Genomic DNA, 15,818 nt, shown 5'->3' with positions numbered 1-15,818 from the left:
CGCGCGGTCGCGCTTGCGGCGCTACGCGCCGGTTCATCGCCACACGCAGCGTTGGGGGCTTTCGAATTTTCCTACTCCGCCGAAACCTGCCACCCCTCGCCCCATGCCGCGCAAGCCCTCCCCTTCCTTCGAGCGCTCGGCCAATCCGCGGCCCGAGCCGGCCAGGCCGCTGCTCGTCAACACACGCAAGCATCCGCGGCAGGCGACTTCGCGCGTTGCCTTTACCGAGATGCTCATTCCCGATGACGATCCGGTGCTCGACTTCCTCCCCTTTTGCCACCCGCACCCGCGCGGGAACTCGATTCTGCCCGATGTGCAGCGCGCCTTCATCTACCAGCTGGCGATGACCGGGATCGTCAAGCAGGCGGCGACCAAGGTCGGCAAGAGTATCGAGGCGCTCTACAAGCTGCGCGAGCGGCCCGGCGCGGAGGACTTTGCGCGGGCGTGGGACGAGGCGCTCGAGTGGGGGCGATTGAGGCTCGAGGATTGCGCGCTGGAGCGGGCGCTGCATCAGGGCGCGCATGATCCGCAGGCCAATGCGATGCTGTGCTGGGTGCTCCAGCACAGGAACGCGCACATGGTCGATTCGCGGATGGTGCGCCGGGGGCACTGGCTGTGGGACCGCATCCACCACGAGATCACCGGGCGCTGGCCCGACGAGGATGAGGACGGGGCGGAGGACGTTTAGGGCGAGGTCTCGCCGCGCGGCTCGCCGTAGCCCGCGGGCGGGACCGGATCGAGCCCGAGCCCGCGCAGATGCTCGTAGACGCGCACCTTGTCCTCCCACAGCGGGCTGTCGGGCAGGGTCGCGCCGGGGACCTTGAACGCCTCGACCAGCCCGTCGCGCGCCTGCTGGCCGGAGAGGTCGGCGCCCAGCGTGATCAGGTACCACACCACGTCCCAGTCCGCGCCATAGGCCGCGAACACCACCAGCGGCTGGTTGTTGGCGATCGCATCGAGATTGGCCCCGCGCGCGTGCATCAGCGTGATCGCCTCGAGATTGGCGCCGTTGAGGAACCGCACGATCACCGGATCGCCGTCAGGCCGCATGGCGTTGGGATTGCCGCCCGCATCGAGCACCAGTTCGAGCAGCGCGGGATCGGTCGCATAGCGGTTCACCGCCAGCGTCATCGCCGTGTCGCCGTCCGTGTCCGGGATATTGGGATCGGCCCGCGCCGCGACCAGCGCCGCCGCCGCTTGGCCCTTGCCAGTGCCGACCGCGAAAGCGAGCGGGGTGACGCCGAGCGTGCCTTGCGCGTTGACATCGGCCCCGGCGGCAAGCGCGGCGGCGACCGCCTGCGGATCATCCGCGATGATCGCCTGCTCAAGCACGGCATTCTGGCCTTCGAACTGCATTGTCACTTCCTCGTCCCGATATTGTGCAAACCACGCCGCGCCGCCGATGAGGGCCAGCCCGGCAGCGATCAATGCCAGCTTCATGATCCGCACGTTCTGACAAACTGCTGCAAGGCTGCCCGGTCGGCCTCCAGCTGGTTCTCCATCGGCCCCAGCACGTTCGACATCTGGTGCTGCACCAGCTTGCCGAACCGCGCCTCATCCTCCCTCGCCCCCGTGGTGCGGCCGAGGAAGGACATCGAGTTGGGTACGGTCTCGTGACGGGACGACCTCACCGGGGGAAACAGCCGGTCGAAACCGGGCGTTTCGGCGGCCCCTGCGATCATCTGATCGACCGATTCGAGGAACCGCCCCCGGTCGGCCTGAAAGGCGCGGTCAGCGGCGGCCTTGCGCGCGGCGAGATCGGCATTGCCGCGCCCGCCGATCGCGCGCAGCGCGGCATGGGCGGGGTTCTGATACTCGATCGTCATCGGATTGAGCGATCCGGGTGCTTCCCCGGCGAGGTGATTGCGCAGGAATTGCGCATTGCGCACCTCGCGCGCGGGATCCGTCGTGTTGTTCATGAAGGTCAGGAAATCGCCCTCGGCGCTGAACGAGGAGGTGCGGCTCTGCAAGGAGGCGAAGTTCGCCTGCCCGGTGCGGCGCAGCGAGGCGTCGTGCAGGCCCGAACTGTTGAACACATAGACCCGCGAATTGGGCGAGAGCAGCCCGGCCTCCTGCGCCAGCCCGCCCCCTTTGGAATAGCCGCCGATATCGAACCGCTGGCCCGAGGCATTGAGCTTGGTCGACAGGCGCCGCGCAGCGGCATACTGATCGGTGTCCTGCCCCTGACCGTTGAAAATATTGGTCTTCCAGTCGACCAGCGATTTCGGCTGCGTATCGCGCGAGACCATGATCAACCGCCCGTCGGTGCGCGAGCGGTAGATCGCCGCGCGATAGCCGGTCTGGTCGTTGCGCAGATCATTAGGGGTGATCGCGTTGGGGCTGCCGGGCGGAATGCCGAGCTCGCGGTTAAGCGCATCTGCATCGAGCGGCAGACGCTCAAGACATGGGCCGGTAACCGGCGCATTGGCCCTGTCGCCCAGCTGGTTGAGATCATTGGCCGCGCGCGCGCTGGGGATCGCATTGCCATAGCGTTCGAACCGGTTGGCGACCTGCTGCATCTCCGGCGCGGCGGCGGCGCAGTTCATCCCGCCGCGCGCCCGGCGCCCTGGGCGCTGGTTGGCAAGCGATCCGTTCTGATAGGCGCTCGCCAGATCCCGCGCGCCGCGGGTCAGGGTCTGATCGTCGGCCCGTGCATCGGCGCAAGGGTCCGGGCAGCATTGCACCGGCCCGGCCCGCCGCCGCCCCCTGCCGCCCTGCCCGCTCACAACTCGTCCTCATCGAAGGCGGAAAAGGCGAAAAAGCCCCAATTGTCGAGATCGGTCTTCATGCGAGAGGTGTCCTCGCCCGGCGGCGGCCCGGTCTCGCCCCGGAGGGCGGCGCCAAGCGCGTGGGCGTGGCGCAACGCCAGTTCCATCTGATCGGCTTGGGGATCGTACATGCCCTCCCACAATCGCCGGCATCGCGCGCGATCATCGAGCGCGGCACGGTAATCGGGATGGCGTGCCTTTTCCTCGAGCAGGCGGAACACGAAGGCATAGAAGTCCGCCACGTCGAAGGAGGTGTAGAGATCCTCCGAGACCTTGAGCATTCTCTCCCCTCCCCGACCAATCGGCCCCACACCGCGCCGGAAGGTAGTTGAAGCCCCGTGAGACGCAAGGCTTATGCGCTGGCGGCCCAGTGCCGGTGCCTTGCACTACGATGTCAGCGACCGGCGCCAAGGAAGGCGACCAGAGCCCTCACCTTCTTGCTGCGCCATTGCGGCGGCGGGGCGAGCAGCCAATAGGCGCGCGTTGCCGGTTCGGGCTGGTCGAGCGCGGTGAGGCTGCCGCGCGCGATCGCGGCCTCGGCCAGTGCGAGGGGGAGCACGGTGCGCCCCATCCCGGCCAGCGCCGAGGCCAGCGCCTGCCCCGGCGATCCGGCGCGGATGCAGGGGTTCACGCCCTCGGGCAGCGGCATCCCCGGCCAGTCGATCCACGCATCCCGATACTCGGGCGCGGCGACGGTGACGCGCATCGCGGGGGCAAGCTGCACCCCTTGCAGATCGCCCGGCCCGTCGACCAGCCGGATCGCGAGATCGAGATTGGCCTCGGTGAAATCGGCATTCTCGTCGGGCGCTAGGATGTATTGCACCCCCGGTGTGCCCGCCTGAAACACGGCAAGGCGCGGGGCGAGCCACTCGGCGTAGAATTCGCGCGGGACAGCAATGGTATAGCGGTCGGAGGACTGCCCCGCCTGCATCGCGGCGACGCTTTCCTCGAAACGCAGGAACCCTTCGCGCAAGGGATCGAGCCCGGCCTCGCCCTCGGGCGTCAGCTCCAGCCCCTTGGGCGTGCGGCGGAACAGCACGATGCCGAGCACGTCCTCGAGCGCACGGATCTGCTGGCCGACAGCGGCGGGCGTCACCGCCAGCTCGTCCGCAGCGCGGGTGAAGGAGAGGTGCCGCGCGGCGGCATCGAACACGCGCAGGGCGTTAAGGGGCAGATGGGTGCGCTTCACGCCGCGGGATTAGGCCCGCCCGCGCCGCGTCGCAAGTATCAACGCAGGCCCTCAGGGCGCAAGCCCGTCTACCGGGGGGAACGCCCCTCGGCCGTTTCGGGCGCGGCGAGCGGGAAGAAGGGGATGCGCACTTCGGCGGGCGAACCATCGGCACGCTCGAAGGTGTAGAAGCCTTCCATCGAGCCGAACGGCGTCGTCAGCGGGCAGCCCGAGACATAGTCGTGGCTCTGCCCGGGGCCGAGCAACGGCTGTTCGCCAACCACGCCTTCACCATCGACATGGTTCACCATCCCGCGCCCGTCGGTGATGCGCCAGTGCCGGGTGCGCAGGCGCAAGGCTTCGTGCGAGGCGTTCTCGATGCGGATGTGATAGACCCAGAACCACTTGCCCGCCTCCGGATGCGATTGCTCCGGCAGGTAATTGACGGCGACCCTCACGGTGACCCCGTCGGTGGTGGCGGCGTGCTGGAAAAACTCTTTCATGTCGCCCCGCAAGTTAGCGATTCTTCGCCGGGTCACAAGAGGCTCAACGCGCTTAACCACGGGTGTATCCCGGTGGCCGAGGGTTTTTCCCAAGCCGCCCGTTGCGAGCGGGCCACTGTGGGGATAGCGTCATGCCATGCCCGCCCCGCCCCGTCCGCCGCTGATCACACGCCGCGCCGCCCTGCACACGGCGGCGACGGCGCTGGCGGCAGGGGCGCTGGCGGGCTGCGGCGCGCGCGGCGGGGTGCAGCCGGCTGTCACTCTACCGATCGATCCCGCCGCCGACCTCGCGCCCGACCTCGTCGACCTCGCACGGCTGGATCCGCGCCTGAGGTTCGATATCCGCTATGCCACGCCTGCCAATTTCATGGGCCGGGTGCTCTATCCGGTTGCGCGCGCCGTGGCGCAGCGTCCCGTGGCCGAGGCGCTTGCGAAAGTGCAGACCCGCGCCGAGGCGGCGGGCTATGGCCTGCTGATCTTCGACGCCTATCGCCCCTGGCGCATCACGCGGGAGATGTGGGAGGCAACCGCGCCCGACAAGCGCGAGTTCGTCGCCGACCCCGCCACCGGATCGCGCCACAATCGCGGCTGCTCGATCGACCTGTCACTGCACCGCGATGGCGTGGAGGCGACCATGCCCAGCCCCTACGACGATTTCACCCCCGCCGCCTATCGCAGCAACGTGGCCGCGCCCGCAGAGGCCCTGCGCCTCAGCCGGCTGCTGGAAAGCTGGATGGTGGCCGAAGGCTTCGTCCCCCTCGCCAATGAATGGTGGCACTACGACTGGGCCGAATGGCGGCGCTATCCTTTGATGGATGTGCCGCTGGAGGATGTGACGGCGGGGTGAGATGGGGAAGAACGGAGCTTGGCTCTGCTTCTCATCCCAGCACAGGCTCGATCACCGGCCGCAGGCGTTCCAGCGAAGCCATATCTTCAAGCGGCGGGGTGCCAGCCATGAAGGATCGCTGGATGATCACAGCACACATCCGGCCCGAGGCCAATCCGAGCACAGTGCGCTTTGCATCGCTTGCCCCCTGTGCGGCGAACGCCACATCCCGCGCATCGCTCTCGCTCGCGGCCTCCGCAATGAAGACGAGCAGCGACTGGCCCGAGCTTTCGGGCTGCGGATCGGCGGCCGGCACGCCATGGATGCTGGCGCACCCCGAAAATCCGCTGACCATTTGCGCGAGGCGCGATCCCTCGTCGGCGTTCAGCCAGACCAGAGGAAGGTCGGTGGCGAGTTCGATGTCGCTGATCGCGTAGCCCTCCGCTTCCAGCGCAAGCGCCGCTGCAAAGGCCATCGCGGGGATATCGGCGCTCGGCGAAAAGCGCTGGTAGCCGGTCCTGAAGAGCGCCACACCCTCAGAGGTGACGACTTCGCGGTAACCGCAGGCTTCGGCGAGGTTTACCGGCTTGTTCCGGTCCGGCAGCAAGGCCTTGGCCGTCTCGGGTTCAGCCAGCTTGGCCGCGCGGGCAGCAATGCCGGCGACCGGCGCGCTCAGCCGCTGGCCGGCATAGCGCGCCAGCCAGATCGCAACCACCAGGTCGCGCCAATCGACGCGGGCTTGCGCGACCATGGCGATCGCGGTGAATGCCAAAGGGATCCGGTCGGCCTCGCCGTTCCTCAGCGCCACCAGCACGCAGCGCTGCACGAAGGTGAAGAGCGTGTAGAAATCCTCGAGCGTCAGGCTGTCGCGCATGGCCTCGTGTTCCGACGGGGCAAGCCGGGCAAACTCCGCCACGACCTTTGCAATCGCGCTGTCGAGAGCAGAGTCGGTCCAGCGCCACAGGCGGCATTCCGCATCGGTGTAACGCAGGCCAGCCAGCGGCGAGCGGCTGCTGGCCCGCTGACGATCGTGCTGCCGCTGGGCCTCTATTGCCTGCGCCAGGGGAATCCCGAGCACAAAAGTGTCTGTCGGCACGTCATCGGGGCCGCCGCGATGCGGCTTTGTCGGAAACGGGCGCAGCGCGCGAAACCAGTCGATGAGACCCATGCCCCAACCTATCAGACGGCTGAGGGCTTGCCCACAGCATGGTGGCGCTACGACTGGGCCGAATGGCGGCGCTATCCTTTGATGGATGTGCCGCTGGAGGATGTGACGGCGGGGTGAGGGGCTGCGGGCTGGCGCCGGGTGCATGAAAGTCTGCTTGCTCTGCTCGCAGGTCAAAAGCTGACAGTCAGGGATCGACCCCTGTGTGGACATTCCTTGCTGAAGAACTTGTGCTTAGATAGTAGCGGGGAATGAGTGATGCGAAAGCCATTCCGGGTTGGGCAAGCGTAGTCAATTGGTTCGGCTACTCACCAAACTTTCATGATGCCGAAGTCGTCAGTATTGATCTGAGACGCGATCCTGAACCATCAGTCGTTCGCGTTCATGGATGGAGGGTCAATGAAGACCTAACCGACAGCGGGCACTTCAGAATAGACCGAGATGCATTAATCACCTTCACGATCAAAGGCATCCGATCCGTGAACCTAATCGGTTGGAATCACCAGAATGTGCTTTCGGAGCTTTGGGTCGATCAGACCGAGAAAGGTTTCGTCCTGCACCTGCCGGAGATATATGGCGTAGACGGTTCAATCGCTGCTGACGAGATATCGGTGTCAATAGAGCCATTCGTTTCAGAATGATGAGAGGCGGGAATCCACCCACAAGCGGCCACAAGCGAGGCCGGTGCGCCAACCTGAAACCTGCCGCGCAGCATCAGTCGGTCACGCGCCGGAAGCCGTCCTTCTCTTTTTGCCCCGGCAGCACTCCGGGCATCTTCGACGCGCGATGAAATCGCCAAACCCCGCATCAAACACGGGACGACGGCTCGGGTTATGCCGGGCTGGGCCGCCCCCTCACTCCCCCGCCGCCGCGACCGCGACCGGCGCGGGATCGGGCGGGTTGTGCTTGGCCAGAAAGCGTTCGAGCGCATCGTACCATTGCTGCTCGTTCTCGGGGCTGGAGAAGCCGTGGCCCTCGCCCTTGATCACCAGTGTTTCTGGCTTCATCGGCGCGGTGCGGGTGGCCTTTTCGAACAGGTTGTACTGGCTGAAGGGCACCACCACGTCCTTGGTGCCGTGGGCCAGTAGCAGCGGGCGCGAAAGGCTGTCGGCGCGTGAGACGGGGGAGACCGACTTGACCTCGGACACCCCGGACCCCCGCACCCGGTCTTTCCAGCGCTTGAACCCGCCGCGGCTGAACGACTGGCCGTCGTAGCGCAGCTGCTTTTCGAGATCGGTGACTCCTGCCCAGCTGGCCGCGCAGCGGTAGCGTTCGGGATTGCGGATCACCGCCCACATCGCCGCATAGCCGCCGTAGGAGCCGCCGACGACGCAGACCCGCGCGGGATCGGCCAGCCCCTCCTTCACCGCCCAGTCCATCGCATCGTCGAGATCGTCCTGCATCTTGCGGCCGATCTGCCCGGTGCCGAGCTCGAAAAAGGCATCGCCATAGCCGCCCGAGCCGCGGAAATTGGGTTGCAGCACGGCATAGCCGCGATTGGCGAGGAGCTGCACCTCGTCGTTATATTCGAGCTTGTCGCGCACGCCGTAAGGCCCGCCGTGGGGCATGATGATCAGCGGCAGCCCCTTCGCTTCGCGCCCGCGCGGGAGGGTGAGATAGCCGCGGATCACCGTGCCGTCGCGCGCGGTATATTGCATCGGCCGGGGCTGCGCGAGCAGCCGGAAATCGAGCGCCGGGCGCAGCTGCGAGACTTCGTCCATGCGCTTGGCGCCGGGCTCGTACATGTAGAGCACGCCCGGATCGGCCTCGTTCCCGGCATAGACCAGCATCCGCGATCCGTCCTTGGCGCGGCTGGGCACCCACACCTCGACATCGCCGAGGGCCTTTTTCATCCGGGTGTATTGCTTGCGCGTTTCCTCGTCGAAGTAATGCACCTCGTCACGGTCGGCGGTGTAATAGGCGGCGAAGGGCTTGCCGTCCTTCAGCGTCACCCGGTCGATATCCCATTCGGGGTGTTCGTAGACGGTCTCCACCGTCTCGCGCGTGGCGAAGTTGAAGCGCCTGAGGCCGACCCGCCCGGTCTCGCCCTCGGACAGGACATAGCCTTCGTCCGAGCCGTTGAGGATCTGGAGCGCGTCCCAATACCCATCGGCGCGCTCGCCCTCCTTGAGCCTCGCGATCAGCTCCAGCTTTCCGCCGACCTGCGAGCGGTAGAAGATCTTGAGCCGCCCGTCCTTCCAGCCCGAGCCCATGCGGACATTGCCCTGATCGTCGGCGACCCAGTTCCAGACCCCGTCGCGCGGGGGTTCCACGGTGATCGCCCTGCCATCGGCGCTCAATTCATGCCGCATCACCGAGGGGTAGTCGTAGATCGTCTTCTGGATCGCGACGAGCATGTAGGAGCCATCCTCGGCGACGTGGATGACGTTGTCGCCCTGCACCACGTCCGAACGGCTGAACATCGGGGTCATGGTGCCGCTGGCGACCTCGATCAGGATCAGCCGGGTGTAGCGCACGTCCCCCCCGAAGAAGGTGCCCGCGCGCGACAGCGAGAGCAGGATCTTGTCGTCGGTGACCCAGCGATACCATTCGAACTGGTCGTCGGGATCGGTGCCGAAGGCGCGAATGACCTGCTTGCTGTCGACGCCGGTGACGAGGAACTGCGCCAGCCCGTCCTTGCGGCGCATGAAGGACATCATCGTCCCGTTTGGCGAAAGCTGCGCATCCCAAAAGGCCGAGCGCCCGGCGAACTGCTCTGTGGGAATCGGCGGAGGCGGGGTTTCCGAAGCGGCGGCGGGCGCGGACGGGAGTTGGGGCGCGGGCGCGTCCTGCGCAGCCGCTGGCAGGGCCGCGAGCGCAAGGCCCATGCCCCATCCCAGACCGGCGATGGTCCGGACAATCGCGCTCATGCAAACCCCCTCGTGCGTCCCTGATTCGCCAAGCCTATGTTTTGGCGCGCCAATGGCAAGAGGAATGCGATGGATTGTCAGGCGCGGCCTCAGCGCCCGGCAAGCAGATCCTCAATCTGGCCGAGGCGTTCCTTGCCGAAGAACATTTCGTAGCTGTCTGCCGGTGCGCCGGTCGTGCCGACGAACATCGTCGGGATGCCGAAGGCCCCGCGCGCGACCACCGCATCGGTGTTGGCGGCAAGTGCTTGCTTCACCTCGTCGCTCTGCGCGCGGGCGAAGAGATCGGCGGCGTCGAACCCGGCCCCGGTCAGCACCGCGCCGATCGCTTCGGGCGAGGCAATGTCGAGCCCCTCCTCCCAGATCGGGCGCAGCAGCGCCTCGACGAACTGCACCCCCCGCCCATCCTGATCGGCGGCGGTGAGCATTCGCTGGAGCAGGATCGAATTGAACGGGAATTGCGGGTGAAGGCGGTACTTGGTCAGCCCGTGCTTCGCGATGAAGCGCTGCATTTCGAGCATCGCATAGTCGTTCTTGCCCTTCACCTCGGCATCGCGGTGCATCGGCGGAGCATTGCCGGTCAGCTTGTGCATCCCGGCGAGGAACGCGGGGATCACGTCGAGCTCGGCCTCGTGGCGGTTCACCAACTCGCGCAACGGCCACCAGACGAGGTAGGCGTTGGGGCTGACGAAATCGAAGACGAGTTCAACGCGGTTTGCCATAGAAGCAGCTCCCTAGATCCCCGCCGCGGCGAGCGCCTGGTCCATGTCTTCGGTGAGGTCGTCGATGTCCTCGAGCCCCACGTTGATGCGCAGCAGGCCCTCGGTGACGCCCATCGCCGCGCGCGCCTCGTCGGTCAGCCCGGCGTGGGTGGTGGAGGCGGGGTGGCACATCAGGCTGCGGGCGTCGCCGATATTGTTCGAGATATCGACCAGATTCAGCGCATCGAGCAGCGCAAAGGCGCGCGCCCGCGTGCCGACATCGAGCGCGAAGATCGGGCCGGTCGCGCCCATCTGTGACATCGCGAGATTGTGCTGCGGGTGGCTCGGCAGGCCGGGGTGGAGCAGGTGGCCGCCCGCCGCCTGCACGCGCGGTTCGAGGAATTGGCCCAAGGCGACAGCCTGTTCGGACTGCTTGAAGGCGCGCAAGGGGAGCGTTTCGAGCCCCTTCAGCACCACCCAGGCGTTGAAGGCGCTGAGCGTCGGCCCGGTGTTGCGCTGGAAGGGCATCAGCACTTCGTCGATCCACTGCTTGCTGGCGCAGATCGCGCCCGCCAGCACGCGGCCCTGCCCGTCCATCAGCTTGGTGGCAGAGTAAGCCACCACATCCGCGCCGAATTCCATCGGGCGTTGCAGCACCGGCGAGGCGAAGGCGTTGTCCACTACCGTGGTTATCCCGTGCGCACGCGCGAGCCCGCAGACATGCCTGAGATCGACCACGTCGAGCGTCGGGTTGGCCGGGGTCTCAAAGAAAAACACCTTGGTGTTGGGCCGGATCGCAGCCTCCCACGCGGCGTTGTCAGCACTGTCGATGACGGTGGTTTCGATCCCGAACTTGGGCAGCAGATTGTCGACAAGCCAGCGGCAGCTCCCGAAGGCGGCGCGCGCGGCGACGACGTGATCGCCCACCGAAAGCTGGCACAGCAGCGCCGCGGTCATCGCCGCCATTCCGCTCGCCTGCGCGCGGCAAGCCTCGGCCCCTTCGATCAGCGCAATGCGTTCTTCGAGCATCGCGACGGTCGGGTTCTGAAGGCGCGAATAGGTCATCCCCACCGCCTCGCCCGCGAAGCGGTCGGCGACGGTCTGCGCGTCGTCGTAGGTGTAGCCCGAGGTGAGGAACAGCGCCTCGCTGGTTTCCCCGTGTTCGCTGCGCCAGGTGCCGCCGCGCAGCGCGCGGGTTGCGGGGCGCCAGCCGCTCGTGGCGGCGCGGTCCATGCCGGTGGTCTTCTTCATGGCGGCGTGGCTTAGTGCGCGCCGAGGTCGCTCGCAAGCAGTCCTTCGCTTGCGGTGCGCTCGTGGCCGACGGTCGCCAGCATCAGCGAACCTTCGAGCAGGGTCATGAGATAGCGCGCGCCCCCGGCGGGATCGGGATCGTCTTCGGGCATCTGCCGCTCGAGCCATTCCAATTGGCGCGTGATCATCCGATCGGCTGCGGCGCGATAACCCGGCAGGCCGCGCGCGGCCCCGGCGACAATTTCCCACCACAGCACCATGAAAGCCTGCATCCCCGGTTGCCGCCCCTGTTCCAGCAGCAGCGCAAAGCATTCCCTGCGGGTCGCGCCGCGAGCATTGCCCAGCGCCATGTCGAGCGCGGTGGAATAGACCCCGGCGATGTAGTCTAGCAGCTCGGTGATCAGCGTCTCCTTGTTGCCGAAATGATAGATCAGCATCCGGTCGCTGGTCCCGGCGGCCTTTGCCAGCGGGCGCAGGCTCGCCCCGCCCATCCCGTGTTCGAGCACATGGGCGGCCAGCAGCGGGAGCAGCGTTTCGCGGGACAATCGGGCGGTCTGCATTTTCCTCTTGTAGCGGGTGCTACATTTCACTAACAGGCGTTTGTAGCACTCGCTACATAACATGGAGTTTTCGACATGAGCACGCTGCAAATCGCTTGGCTGGCCGCGACCACAGGTGGCTTCATCGCCCTTCTTAGCATCCTGATGGCAAAGCGCGAGAGCGGCAGCGCACTGCTGGCCGCGATCCTGTCGGGCGGGTTTGCGACCTACACGGCGATCCAGATCGCGCAGGAGGGCGTGATCGGCTTTTTCACCAACCACACCCAGAACCTCACCGGGCTGCAGGTGTGGTGGGATCTGGTGATGTGCGCGATGATCGCGCTGTTCTTCATCGCACCGCGCGCCCGCAAGGTGGGCATGAATGTGGTGCCGTGGAGCCTCCTCGTCGCCGGCACCGCCAGCATCGGCTTGCTCGCGATGTGCGCGCGGCTGTTCTGGCTGGAGAATCGCGCCGCGAGCGCCGCTGCATAATCCACCTTGCTCTCCCCCGCGCCGCTGCCTAAGCGCGCGGCAACATGGCCCAAGCGCAAGCGCCCACCTCTCCCGCCGCTGCCCCGCCCCTCCGTCCGAGCGATCCGCTGGGGTGGTGTCTGGTGCTGACGGGGGTGTTCGCCCTCATCACCGGATGGCGGCTGGCGATCCCCTCGATCCCCTATTTCGACGAGGTCCACTACATCCCGGCCGCGCGCGAAATCCTGTCGTGGTGGCAGACCGGGCAAGGCGCCTATCTCAACCGCGAGCACCCGCTGCTCGCCAAGCTGCTGATCGCGGTGGGCATGGGCCTGTTCGGCGACACGCCGCTGGGCTGGCGGATCATGCCGTGGCTGTGCGGTGTGCTGGCCTTCCTCGCTGCGACCCGCGCCTTGTGGCATGCGAGCCATGACCGCTTCGCCACCCTCGCCTTTGCCGTCCTCTTGGGAACCGGGTTTCACCTCTTCATCCACACCCGTATCGCGATGCTCGACATCGTCATGGTGGCAGCGCTCACCGTGGCGGCATGGCAGTTCGCCGCCGCCTGCGCCCAGCCCGAACAGGGCCGCTGGCGGCTGGCGCTGACCGGTATCGCCATCGGCTGCGCGCTCGGGGCCAAGTGGAACGCGATTCCCCTCGCGGTGGTGCCGGGGATCACCTTCTTCATCGCCCGCGCGCTGGCCGGGCGTCGCCGCCTGCTTATGAGCCGCCGCGGCGCGCCGGTGCCGGGGATCACGCTGGTCGAGGCGTTCCTATGGCTCGGCATTCTGCCGCTCGCGATCTATGCGCTGACCTTTCTGCCGGGCTACTGGCTGGCCGACTATCTCCACCCCTCCCCGCTGGCCGAGAAGGGGCTGATCGGGTTCCACCACTACATCTTCCAGCTGCAAAGCCAGCTGATGACCCCGCACCGCTACATGAGCACCTGGCCGCAATGGGTGCTGAACGCGCGCGGGGTGTGGTATCTGTTCGAGCCGATCGACGGGGCGCAGCGCGGGGTGCTGCTGATCGGCAATCCGCTGACGATGTGGCTGGGCCTGCCCGCGCTGATGTGGTGTCTCGTGCGGGGCGTTTGGCAGCGTGATCGCGCGCGGCTGGCGGCGGTGATCGGCTATGCAGTCAGCCTCGGCTTCTGGATCGTCGCGCCCAAGCCGGTGCAGTTCTATTACCACTATTTCGTGCCGAGCTTCTTCCTGCTCGCCGCGCTGGCGCTGACATGCAGCGACCTGCGCCATTGGCCGCGGGGCAAGTGGCTCGCGTGGGGCATTCCGGCGGCCTCGGTGCTGGTCTTCGCCGGGTTCTTCCCGATCATCGCCGCCCTGCCCTTGGCGGATGGCGACAGCTACAAGATCTGGGCCTGGGTGCGCGGATGGCGGTGAGGCTCTAGAACCTTCCCCACACAAAGCGGCTGGAGAGGGCGTAGTTCCAGACTGACCCCACCACGATCCCCGCCAGCGCGGCGATGGCCCAGTGGATGCCGCGGCCTTCCATAAAGGTGGCGATCGCGACGTTGGCGAAGGCGCCGATCGCGCAGGTGGCGATGAAGCCCAGCCAGCCGCGCAGCAGCGCGAGCGCGCCCACCAGCCGCTTGTCACGATAGGTCAGCCAGTTGTTAAGCCAGAAGTTGAAGCTCATCGCCACCAGCACCGCAGCGGTCTGGGCGATGGTGAAGCGCTCCCCGAAGGCGAACAGCAGCGCGGTCAGCACGGCGAAGTGCACCACCACGCCCAGCGCGCCGACGGTGCCGAACAGGGCGAAACGGGTCGGGATCACCTTGCCCAGCGTCTTGTCGTAGAGCCCGGCGAGGAAATCGAACAGAATGGCGCGGTCCAGCTTGCTTTCTCCTTCGCGGCGGGCGGCGAAATTGAGGGGGAATTCCTTGACCTTCATCGGCGCGTCAGCGGTGGCGAGCAGGTCGAGCAGAATCTTGAACCCGATCCCCGACAGGCGCGGAACCAGCGTGCGGGCGGTGGCGGCAGGAAGCATGAAATAGCCGCTCATCGGATCGGACAGCTCCACCCCAGTGATCTTGCGGGCGATGGCGTTGGCGTAGGTGGATAGCTTCTCGCGCTCGGGCATGGCCCATTCGGCGGTGCTGGCGCCCTCGGCAAAGCGGCTGGCGACGCAGATCTCGGCCTCGCCCGAAGTGAGCGCGGCGAGCATGCCGGGGAGCAGCGCCGGGTCGTGCTGGTGGTCGGCGTCCATCACCGCGACGAAGGGCGCAGCGGTGGCGCAGAAGCCCTCGATTGCGGCGCTCGCGAGGCCCCGCCGCCCGATCCGCTGGATCACCCGCACGCGCGGGTCGGTGAGCGCCAGCGCGCGGGCTTCGTCCGCCGTGCCGTCGCGGCTGTCGTCGTCGACGATGATGACCTCCCACGCCGCCGCATCACGGATCGCGCGGTCGATTCGCTCCACCAGCGGGGCGAGATTGCCGCGCTCGTTGAGCGTGGGGAGAATGATGGCGAGTTGCAGTGTCACAGCCGCTCCCGCACCGCTGCGCCGATCGCCGCCGTGCCATGCGCGCCGCCCAGATCGCCGCCGAGGATGCCGTCAGCCAGCGCGCGCGCCACCGCCGCCTCGACGCGCGCGGCCTCGGCCTCCATCCCGAAGGAATGGCGCAGCATCATCGCCGCCGACAGGATCGTCGCCATCGGGTTGGCCTTGCCCTGCCCGGCGATGTCGGGCGCAGAGCCGTGGATCGGCTCGTAAAGGCCGAAGGTGCCGTATGCGGTCTGCCGCTCGCCCAGCGAGGAAGAAGGCAGCAGGCCGATCGAACCCACGGCGGCGCTCGCCAGATCGCTCAGAATGTCACCGAACAGGTTGCCCGTCAGCACCACGCCGAAGCGGTCGGGATGGCTCACCACCTGCATCGCGGCGTTGTCGACATACATGTGATCGAGCGCGACCTCGGGGTATTCGGCGGATACCTCCACCACCACGTCGCGCCACAGCTGGCTGGTTTCGAGCACATTGGCCTTGTCGACGCTGGTGAGCGGCAGGCCCGCCGACTGCGCCGCGCGGAAGGCGACATGGGCGATGCGGCGCACTTCGCTCTCGGCGTAGGACATGGCGTCCCACCCTTCGCGCTCGCCGCTGTCGGTGGTGCGCTGGCCCTTCGCGCCGAAATAGACATCGCCCGTAAGCTCGCGCACGATCAGCATGTCGAGCCCGCCCGCAATACCGGCGCGAAGCGGCGAGAGATGCTCCAGCCCCGCGAACACCCGCGCCGGGCGCAGATTGGCGAACAGGCCGAGATGCTTGCGCAGGCCAAGGATCGCCTGTTCTGGGCGCAGGTGCCGCTCCAGCGTGTCGCAAGAAGGATCGCCCACCGCGCCGAACAGCACAGCATCGGCCTCGCGCGCCATCGCCAGCGTTTCTTCCGGCAGCGGATGCCCGTGGCGATGATAGGCCGCCCCGCCGACATCACCGCTGAACAGCACCAGCCCCGGCAGGGCGAGGCTTTCGAGCACGGCGACCGCCTCGGCAGTGACCTCGGGACCGATCCCGTCGCCGGGCAGGACTGCAATCTTCATCTCGG

General features: G+C 67.1%; 17 protein-coding genes. 5 read left to right on the top strand and 12 right to left on the bottom strand.

Features of this window, described 5'->3' with window-relative positions; all coding sequences use genetic code 11:
* Positions 1-229: 229 nt before the first annotated feature.
* Positions 230-688, top strand: coding sequence for a hypothetical protein (locus tag BZF59_RS15360; protein ID WP_143738191.1), 459 nt, complete (start codon positions 230-232; stop codon positions 686-688).
* On the opposite strand, the gene BZF59_RS15355 is transcribed toward BZF59_RS15360, so the two are convergent.
* From BZF59_RS15355 to apaG, 5 genes are all read right to left on the bottom strand, one after another.
* On the bottom strand, positions 685-1,440 hold the full coding sequence (locus BZF59_RS15355) for an ankyrin repeat domain-containing protein (protein WP_086609088.1): 756 nt from the start codon (positions 1,438-1,440) through the stop codon (positions 685-687). The genes BZF59_RS15360 and BZF59_RS15355 overlap by 4 nt on opposite strands.
* Positions 1,437-2,726, bottom strand: coding sequence for a Tle-like phospholipase domain-containing protein (locus tag BZF59_RS15350; RefSeq protein WP_086609087.1), 1,290 nt, complete (start codon positions 2,724-2,726; stop codon positions 1,437-1,439). Before BZF59_RS15350 ends, BZF59_RS15355 begins: the two co-directional genes overlap by 4 nt.
* Positions 2,723-3,049, bottom strand: coding sequence for a hypothetical protein (locus BZF59_RS15345; protein ID WP_086609086.1), 327 nt, complete (start codon positions 3,047-3,049; stop codon positions 2,723-2,725). The genes BZF59_RS15350 and BZF59_RS15345 overlap by 4 nt, the downstream gene beginning before the upstream one ends.
* A 113-nt stretch (positions 3,050-3,162) precedes the next feature.
* Complete coding sequence (locus BZF59_RS15340) at positions 3,163-3,957, bottom strand: LysR family transcriptional regulator (protein ID WP_086609085.1); 795 nt, start codon at positions 3,955-3,957, stop codon at positions 3,163-3,165.
* Between the two features lie 68 nt (positions 3,958-4,025).
* Positions 4,026-4,439, bottom strand: a complete 414-nt coding sequence (gene apaG, locus BZF59_RS15335; protein ID WP_086609084.1) for a Co2+/Mg2+ efflux protein ApaG — start codon at positions 4,437-4,439, stop codon at positions 4,026-4,028.
* 136 nt (positions 4,440-4,575) lie between these two features.
* Between apaG and BZF59_RS15330 the strand changes: the two genes are divergently transcribed.
* A complete protein-coding gene (locus BZF59_RS15330) occupies positions 4,576-5,286 on the top strand; it encodes a M15 family metallopeptidase (RefSeq protein WP_086609083.1) in 711 nt (236 codons plus the stop codon).
* Between the two features lie 31 nt (positions 5,287-5,317).
* Here the strand turns inward: BZF59_RS15330 and BZF59_RS15325 are convergent, their stop codons facing one another.
* Positions 5,318-6,643 (bottom strand): hypothetical protein, encoded by a 1,326-nt coding sequence (locus BZF59_RS15325; RefSeq protein WP_143738190.1) that lies wholly within the window; start codon positions 6,641-6,643, stop codon positions 5,318-5,320.
* 38 nt (positions 6,644-6,681) lie between these two features.
* On the opposite strand from BZF59_RS15325, the gene BZF59_RS15320 reads away from it, so the two are divergent.
* Positions 6,682-7,071 carry an Imm50 family immunity protein gene (locus BZF59_RS15320; RefSeq protein WP_086609081.1) on the top strand — a complete coding sequence of 130 codons (390 nt, stop codon included), beginning with the start codon at positions 6,682-6,684 and terminating at the stop codon, positions 7,069-7,071.
* A 213-nt stretch (positions 7,072-7,284) separates the two neighbouring features.
* On the opposite strand, the gene BZF59_RS15315 is transcribed toward BZF59_RS15320, so the two are convergent.
* From BZF59_RS15315 to BZF59_RS15300, 4 genes are all read right to left on the bottom strand, one after another.
* Positions 7,285-9,300, bottom strand: coding sequence for an alpha/beta hydrolase family protein (locus BZF59_RS15315; RefSeq protein WP_086609080.1), 2,016 nt, complete (start codon positions 9,298-9,300; stop codon positions 7,285-7,287).
* An 89-nt stretch (positions 9,301-9,389) separates the two neighbouring features.
* Complete coding sequence (locus tag BZF59_RS15310) at positions 9,390-10,019, bottom strand: 2-hydroxychromene-2-carboxylate isomerase (protein ID WP_086609079.1); 630 nt, start codon at positions 10,017-10,019, stop codon at positions 9,390-9,392.
* Between the two features lie 12 nt (positions 10,020-10,031).
* Positions 10,032-11,249, bottom strand: a complete 1,218-nt coding sequence (locus BZF59_RS15305; RefSeq protein ID WP_086609078.1) for a trans-sulfuration enzyme family protein — start codon at positions 11,247-11,249, stop codon at positions 10,032-10,034.
* Positions 11,250-11,260: 11 nt separating this feature from the next.
* Entirely contained in the window at positions 11,261-11,809 is a 549-nt protein-coding gene (locus tag BZF59_RS15300) for a TetR/AcrR family transcriptional regulator (protein WP_086609077.1), read from the bottom strand.
* Between the two features lie 75 nt (positions 11,810-11,884).
* Between BZF59_RS15300 and BZF59_RS15295 the strand changes: the two genes are divergently transcribed.
* On the top strand, positions 11,885-12,280 hold the full coding sequence (locus tag BZF59_RS15295; protein WP_086609076.1) for a DUF2834 domain-containing protein: 396 nt from the start codon (positions 11,885-11,887) through the stop codon (positions 12,278-12,280).
* Positions 12,281-12,324: 44 nt separating this feature from the next.
* The gene (locus BZF59_RS15290) at positions 12,325-13,659 is read left to right on the top strand and encodes a phospholipid carrier-dependent glycosyltransferase (protein ID WP_086609075.1); all 1,335 of its coding nucleotides are present in this window, start codon (positions 12,325-12,327) and stop codon (positions 13,657-13,659) included.
* 4 nt (positions 13,660-13,663) lie between these two features.
* On the opposite strand, the gene BZF59_RS15285 is transcribed toward BZF59_RS15290, so the two are convergent.
* Positions 13,664-14,758 carry a glycosyltransferase gene (locus BZF59_RS15285; RefSeq protein ID WP_086609074.1) on the bottom strand — a complete coding sequence of 365 codons (1,095 nt, stop codon included), beginning with the start codon at positions 14,756-14,758 and terminating at the stop codon, positions 13,664-13,666.
* A complete protein-coding gene (gene leuB / locus BZF59_RS15280) occupies positions 14,755-15,813 on the bottom strand; it encodes a 3-isopropylmalate dehydrogenase (RefSeq protein WP_086609073.1) in 1,059 nt (352 codons plus the stop codon). The genes BZF59_RS15285 and leuB overlap by 4 nt, the downstream gene beginning before the upstream one ends.
* Between the last annotated feature and the right edge of the window lie 5 nt (positions 15,814-15,818).

It is taken from the genome of Erythrobacter donghaensis, from assembly GCF_002155425.1.
In the GTDB taxonomy this organism is placed as follows: Bacteria; Pseudomonadota; Alphaproteobacteria; order Sphingomonadales; family Sphingomonadaceae; genus Erythrobacter; species Erythrobacter donghaensis.
Note: the sequence above shows the minus strand (reverse complement) of the source record. Positions and strands in the feature narration are given on the sequence as shown.

Coding starts and splice junctions, on each gene's coding strand:
- BZF59_RS15360 (WP_143738191.1), top strand. CDS start 230: ATGCTCATTCCCGATGACGATCCGGTGCTCGACTTCCTCCCCTTTTGC.
- BZF59_RS15290 (WP_086609075.1), top strand. CDS start 12,325: ATGGCCCAAGCGCAAGCGCCCACCTCTCCCGCCGCTGCCCCGCCCCTC.
- BZF59_RS15330 (WP_086609083.1), top strand. CDS start 4,576: ATGCCCGCCCCGCCCCGTCCGCCGCTGATCACACGCCGCGCCGCCCTG.
- BZF59_RS15315 (WP_086609080.1), bottom strand. CDS start 9,300: ATGAGCGCGATTGTCCGGACCATCGCCGGTCTGGGATGGGGCATGGGC.
- BZF59_RS15310 (WP_086609079.1), bottom strand. CDS start 10,019: ATGGCAAACCGCGTTGAACTCGTCTTCGATTTCGTCAGCCCCAACGCC.
- BZF59_RS15320 (WP_086609081.1), top strand. CDS start 6,682: ATGAGTGATGCGAAAGCCATTCCGGGTTGGGCAAGCGTAGTCAATTGG.
- BZF59_RS15325 (WP_143738190.1), bottom strand. CDS start 6,643: ATGTCCACACAGGGGTCGATCCCTGACTGTCAGCTTTTGACCTGCGAG.
- BZF59_RS15355 (WP_086609088.1), bottom strand. CDS start 1,440: ATGAAGCTGGCATTGATCGCTGCCGGGCTGGCCCTCATCGGCGGCGCG.
- BZF59_RS15345 (WP_086609086.1), bottom strand. CDS start 3,049: ATGCTCAAGGTCTCGGAGGATCTCTACACCTCCTTCGACGTGGCGGAC.
- apaG (WP_086609084.1), bottom strand. CDS start 4,439: ATGAAAGAGTTTTTCCAGCACGCCGCCACCACCGACGGGGTCACCGTG.
- BZF59_RS15300 (WP_086609077.1), bottom strand. CDS start 11,809: ATGCAGACCGCCCGATTGTCCCGCGAAACGCTGCTCCCGCTGCTGGCC.
- BZF59_RS15295 (WP_086609076.1), top strand. CDS start 11,885: ATGAGCACGCTGCAAATCGCTTGGCTGGCCGCGACCACAGGTGGCTTC.
- leuB (WP_086609073.1), bottom strand. CDS start 15,813: ATGAAGATTGCAGTCCTGCCCGGCGACGGGATCGGTCCCGAGGTCACT.
- BZF59_RS15305 (WP_086609078.1), bottom strand. CDS start 11,249: ATGAAGAAGACCACCGGCATGGACCGCGCCGCCACGAGCGGCTGGCGC.